The sequence below is a fragment of the Dietzia sp. CW19 genome (assembly GCF_014145265.1).
In the GTDB taxonomy this organism is placed as follows: domain Bacteria; phylum Actinomycetota; class Actinomycetes; order Mycobacteriales; family Mycobacteriaceae; genus Dietzia; species Dietzia natronolimnaea.
This window is the reverse complement of record NZ_JAALEE010000355.1, coordinates 1-5,028: the sequence shown is the minus strand read 5'-3', so window position 1 is coordinate 5,028 and position 5,028 is coordinate 1. Positions and strand designations below refer to the sequence as shown.

At 71.4% G+C, this 5,028-nt stretch carries 6 protein-coding genes and 1 pseudogene; 3 read left to right on the top strand and 4 right to left on the bottom strand.

Features of this window, described 5'->3' with window-relative positions:
* Nucleotides 1-801, bottom strand: an 801-nt coding sequence (locus G6021_RS10940) for a 1-acyl-sn-glycerol-3-phosphate acyltransferase (RefSeq protein WP_182641276.1), incomplete at its 3' end; no start/stop codon positions are given.
* Nucleotides 802-861: 60 nt separating this feature from the next.
* Here G6021_RS10940 and G6021_RS17335 point away from each other — a divergent pair.
* Nucleotides 862-1,380, top strand: coding sequence for a hotdog fold thioesterase (locus tag G6021_RS17335; protein WP_182641275.1), 519 nt, complete (start codon nt 862-864; stop codon nt 1,378-1,380).
* A gap of 10 nt (nt 1,381-1,390) precedes the next feature.
* Here G6021_RS17335 and serS read toward each other — a convergent pair whose 3' ends face one another.
* Both serS and G6021_RS10925 read right to left on the bottom strand, forming a co-directional pair.
* On the bottom strand, nt 1,391-2,653 hold the full coding sequence (gene serS, locus G6021_RS10930; RefSeq protein ID WP_179524223.1) for a serine--tRNA ligase: 1,263 nt from the start codon (nt 2,651-2,653) through the stop codon (nt 1,391-1,393).
* A 36-nt stretch (nt 2,654-2,689) separates the two neighbouring features.
* On the bottom strand, nt 2,690-3,037 hold the full coding sequence (locus G6021_RS10925) for an ankyrin repeat domain-containing protein (RefSeq protein ID WP_206682168.1): 348 nt from the start codon (nt 3,035-3,037) through the stop codon (nt 2,690-2,692).
* Between the two features lie 142 nt (nt 3,038-3,179).
* Here G6021_RS10925 and G6021_RS10920 point away from each other — a divergent pair, with 142 nt between their 5' ends.
* Nucleotides 3,180-4,295, top strand: coding sequence for a septum formation family protein (locus G6021_RS10920; RefSeq protein WP_241736522.1), 1,116 nt, complete (start codon nt 3,180-3,182; stop codon nt 4,293-4,295).
* A complete protein-coding gene (locus G6021_RS10915; RefSeq protein ID WP_182610619.1) occupies nt 4,292-4,642 on the top strand; it encodes a metallopeptidase family protein in 351 nt (116 codons plus the stop codon). The genes G6021_RS10920 and G6021_RS10915 overlap by 4 nt, the downstream gene beginning before the upstream one ends.
* 13 nt (nt 4,643-4,655) lie before the next feature.
* Here G6021_RS10915 and G6021_RS10910 read toward each other — a convergent pair.
* Nucleotides 4,656-5,028 (bottom strand): annotated as a pseudogene (locus G6021_RS10910) (acyl-CoA synthetase); the annotation flags it as partial.

Sequence of the window (5,028 nt, the reverse complement as noted above, 5' to 3'; positions counted from 1 at the left end):
CGGTCCCTTCGGGGCGTCGGAGGCGTCGGCGGACGGGTCCACGGCCTTCTCCGCCCGTCGGCGCATCCGCTCGGCGTGCTCGGCCTCGTCGAGGGCGGTGGCCTCCTCGAGGGTCGGGGCCGAACCGCCGAGACGGGCCGGGACCCAGTTCGCACCGGGCGGGTACGGGCCGTAGCGCTGCGCGTACTCGTCCTGCAGCCGCTCGAGGGTGGCCTGCATCCGCGAGCGCAGCTCCTCGGTGCACTCCTCCACCGGCTCGTACGCCGGCGTCGGCTCGCCGACCTCCATCATGATCGGCACCTTCGGGCGCAGCAGCTTCTTGGGCAGGCCCTTGGTCCACACCCGCTGCGAGCCCCACAGGGTCACCGTGATGATCGGGACGTCGGCGGCGAGCGCCATCCGCACCGCACCGGACTTGAAGCCCTTGACCTCGAAGCTGCGACTGATGGTGGCCTCGGGGAACACGCCCACCAGCTCTCCGGCCTTGAGCCGGTCCACCGCCTCGTCGAACGACGCCTTACCCGCCGTGCGGTCGACCGGGATGTGCTTGAGCTCCCGCATGATCGGCCCGGAGATCTTGTGGTCGAACACCTCGACCTTGGCCATGTAGCGGATGAACCGCTTGTGCAGGCGCGCCGGGATGCCGCCGTAGACGAAGTCGAGGTACCCGGTGTGGTTCATCACCACCACGGCCCCGCCGACCTCGGGGAAGTTGCGCTCGCCGCGCATCGTGATGTCCAGTCCCTGGACTTTGAACAGTGTCCGGGCGAACCCGATGATCCCCGTATAGAGCAGCTCCACGGCCCCCAGCGTAGCGGCCCACCCCGGGCGGCGTGATCCGCTGCCGGTAGGTTCGGCGGGGTGGATGACGACGAGCCCTTCGATTCGGTCGACCCTGCGGCGCGCAGTCGCCACTATTCGTGGCCGCCGCTGCCGAGCGAGTCCGAGCGCAGCCCGCACGCGGGGCTGGACGCCCTGCGGGGGATCGTCGACGGCGAGCGTCACCTCTCCCCCGGCGCGCACACCCTCGGCCTGGCACTGACCTCGGCGTCCGATCGCGTGGTCGCCATGACCGCCACACCCGGGGAGTGGGCCCTGAACAACGGGGGGACCGTGCACGGCGGGATCGTCTCGGGGTGGGTCGACTCCGCCCTGGGCTACGCCACCGCGACCGTCGTCGACGAGGGCGTGGGCTACAGCACGCTCGACCTGACCGTCCGGTACATCCGCGCGCTCAGGTTGGAGAAGACCCCCGCGACGATCCATGCCGAGGTCGAGCACGTGGGCCGGTCGACGTGCGTCGTGCAGGCCAAGGTCCTCGACACCGACGGTCAGACCTGCGCCAGCGCGAGCGGCGTGATGATGCTCTTCCGGCCCTGAGCCGATCCGGTCAGCGGGGCGGCTCGAGCACGTCCTTGCCGACGAACGGCCGCAGCGCCTCGGGCACGACCACGGAACCGTCCGCCTGCTGGTGGTTCTCCAGGATCGCCACGAGCCAGCGCGTGGTGGCCAGCGTGCCGTTGAGGGTGGCGGCCGTCTGGGGCTTTCCCCCCTCGTCCCGGTAGCGCACCCCCAGCCGGCGGGCCTGGAACGTCGTGCAGTTGGACGTGGACGTGAGCTCCCGGTAGGCACCCTGGGTCGGGACCCACGCCTCGCAGTCGTACTTGCGGGCGGCCGACGACCCCAGGTCCCCACCGGCGATGTCGATCACGCGGAACGGCAGCCCCATGGCCTGCAGCATCTCCTTCTCGAAGCCCAGGAGGCGCAGGTGCTCGGCGTGGGCCTCCTCCGGCTTGCACCAGGAGAACATCTCGACCTTGTCGAACTGGTGCACGCGGATGATGCCGCGGGTGTCCTTGCCGTGGCTGCCGGCCTCACGCCGGAAGCACGAGGACCAGCCGACGTACCGCTTGGGTCCGGCCGACAGGTCCAGGATCTCGCCCTGGTGGTAGCCGGCGAGCGCGACCTCGGAGGTGCCCACCAGGTAGAGGTCGTCGGCCTCGAGCCGGTAGATCTCGTCGGCGTGGGCGCCGAGGAACCCGGTGCCCTGCATGATCTCGGGGCGCACCAGAACCGGCGGGATCATGAGTGTGAAGCCGTTGGCGGTGGCCTTCTGCGCCGCCAACTGCAGCATGCCCAGCTGCAGGAGTGCGCCGTAGCCGGTGAGGAAGTAGAAGCGCGCGCCCGAGACCTTGGCGCCGCGTTCCATGTCCAGCAGCCCCAGACTCTCCCCGAGCTCGAGGTGGTCCCTCGGCTCGAAGTCGAAGCTCGGGATCTCGCCGATCCGCTCGATCTCCACGAAGTCGTCCTCGCCCCCGGCGGGGGTCCCCGCCTCGACGACATTGGAGAGGAGCCGCTGGAGTCGGTCGACCTCGGCCGCGGCGGACTTCTCGGCCTCCTCGGCGTCCTTGACCGCCTGCTTGAGCGCACCCGCCGCCTCGAGCAGCGCGGGGCGGTCCTCCGGCGAGGCCTGACCGACCTTCTTGCCGTGCGCCTTCTGCTCGGCGCGCGCGCCGTCCGCGGCGGAGATCGAGGACCGGCGGGCCTCGTCGGCGGCCAGCAGCCGGTCGACCAGCGAGGGGTCCTCGCCGCGGGTGCGCTGGGAATCGCGGACGAGGTCGGGGTTCTCGCGGAGGAGCCTGAGATCGATCACGGCGACCAGCCTAGCGGCCCCGTCCCACCACCCGAACTAGACGCCGAAGAGTTCGAGGAAGGCGTCCTTCTCGAACATCCGGGCGGTGTCGACCGCGGTGGGCGTCCCCCCGTTGGGGTCCGCACCGCCCTCGAACAGCACCCGGACCACCTCGCCGTACCCCTTGAACACCGCCCCCGCGAGCGGGGTCTGCCCGCGGTCGTTCGCGCGGTCGACATCCGCGCCGCGGGCGAGCAGCGCCCGGACGGTGTCGGGATGCCCGTTGTAGGCGGCCAACATGAGCAGCGCGTCACCGCGCTCGTTCGTCAGGTCCGGGCTCACCCCCGCGTCGACGTAGGCGGCCAGGCGTTCGGTCTCGCCGTCCCGGGCGAGCTGGAAGAGCATCTGTGCGAACTCGAGGACCTCCGGGTCGACCCCCTCGCGCGGCGCGCGGGTTCCGCTGTCCGGGCCGCCGGCCTCGTCTCGGTTCTGTCCGCTCATGCCCTGAATCCTATCGGGGCGGCGAAGTTGCGGCATCATGGATGCGATGATCACCTCCTCGCGATCACCACACCCGGGCCGGTCACTGCTCCGGACCCGGGGCGCGGTCATGGCCTCACTCGTCGCGATCCTGTCCGGCGGGGCGATCACCGGTGGACTCATGGCCTCGGCCATGGGGGATCCGAACTCCGCGACGGCGGAACGGATCGCGGCCATCGTCCCGCAGGTCGACCCGAGGACGCTGTCCGGGCCCGCCTACGCGAACGCGGCCCCGGGAACGTGCCTGACCTGGCAGGTCGACGCGGCCGACCGCGTCACCGCGTTCACGACCGTCGACTGCGCGGAGCCCCACCGCTTCGAGGTCGCCGGCCGCATCGACCTCTCCGGTGTACCCGGGTTCGGCGAGAACACCCCGCTCCCGGACAACTCGAGGTTGGCCCCGATCGGCACCGATCGCTGCATGCCGATGATCACCCGCTACGCGGGGGGCCGGGAGGTCGACCCGGCGGGTCGGTTCACCGGGCTGGTCGTACCCCCCTCCGAGGAGGGCTGGGCCAAGGGCGACCACACGGTGTTGTGCGGGGTCGCCGCGGCCGAACTCAACGGCCGGTCGACCACCTCGACGGGGGTGTTCGCGGAGGCGGATCAGCACCGACGGTGGGATCCCGGCACCTGCCTGGGATTCACCGACGAGGGTCTGCCCGGTGCGCCGGTGCCGTGTTCGGAGGACCACGCGATCGAGGTGGTCTCCGACGTCGACGTCTCCGGACTCTTCCCGGAGGAGCCCGCCCCGCCTGAGCCGAGGGTGCAGGCCGAGCTCACCGCGGACGCCTGCCTGGCAGCGGGGACCGCCTACCTGGGTGACGGGGAGGCCCTGCGGCGGACCACCCTCATCTCCACGCTCGTCAACCCGATCTCGCAGATCTCGTGGGCGACCGGGAGCCGCACCGTCAACTGCGGACTGATGAGGGCCGCCGACCCCGGGCCGTTCGCGGTGCTGCGGGGGTCCGCGCGGCAGGGCGTGTTGATCGACGGCTCCACCCCGGTGGCGCCCACCACGACCGAGGTCCCGCCACCCGGGGTCGGCCAGGGGACCCCCGGGACGCCGACCGACCCGGATCCCGGGACCGTATCCGTTCCGATCCCCGGGGGCACGCCGTGAGCATCGTCGTGGCGGAGTCTCGGTTCGAGTCGCTCGTCGACGACGCGCTGGACTCCGTGCCGGATGCGTTGTTCGCCGCGATGGACAACGTGGTGGTCCTCATCGCCGATCGCCATCCTGAGGAACCGGGCCTCCTGGGCCTGTACGAGGGCGTGGCATTGACCGAGCGTGACACCACCTACTCGGGTTTCCTGCCCGACACGATCACGATCTACCGGGGTGCGCTGTGCGACTTCTGCTCCACCGAGGAGCAGTTGGTCCACGAGGTGGCGGTGACGGTCATCCACGAGATCGCCCACCACTTCGGGATCGAGGAGCACACCCTGCACGCCCTCGGCTGGGGCTGACCGGACCTGGGCATCACAGCTGGTCCGACGTGACCAGCCCGTCCCGCACCGCCTTGGTCAGCCGCACGTACCCGCCTGTACCGGGATCGCGGATCCAGGTTCGCGGGCCGGCCTTCGGCAGGCCCCGGGCGGCGAATCCGGTGGCGTCCGGCCGATACCAGTTCGTCACCGGGATGTCGTCGACGACGTGGACGATATCCGGTCGGCCGGTGGGCGGGACCGAGGCGAGTGCGCCACCGACGTCGGCCGCGGTGATCGCCGTGGAGCCCCACCGGCTCACCGCGGCGACGGCGACCGGACCCGTGGCAGCGGACACGCCGTACAGCACGGCGAGGTCGACCTCGGGCAGATCCCCGAGCGCGTCGGCGACCTGGATCGGGAACACC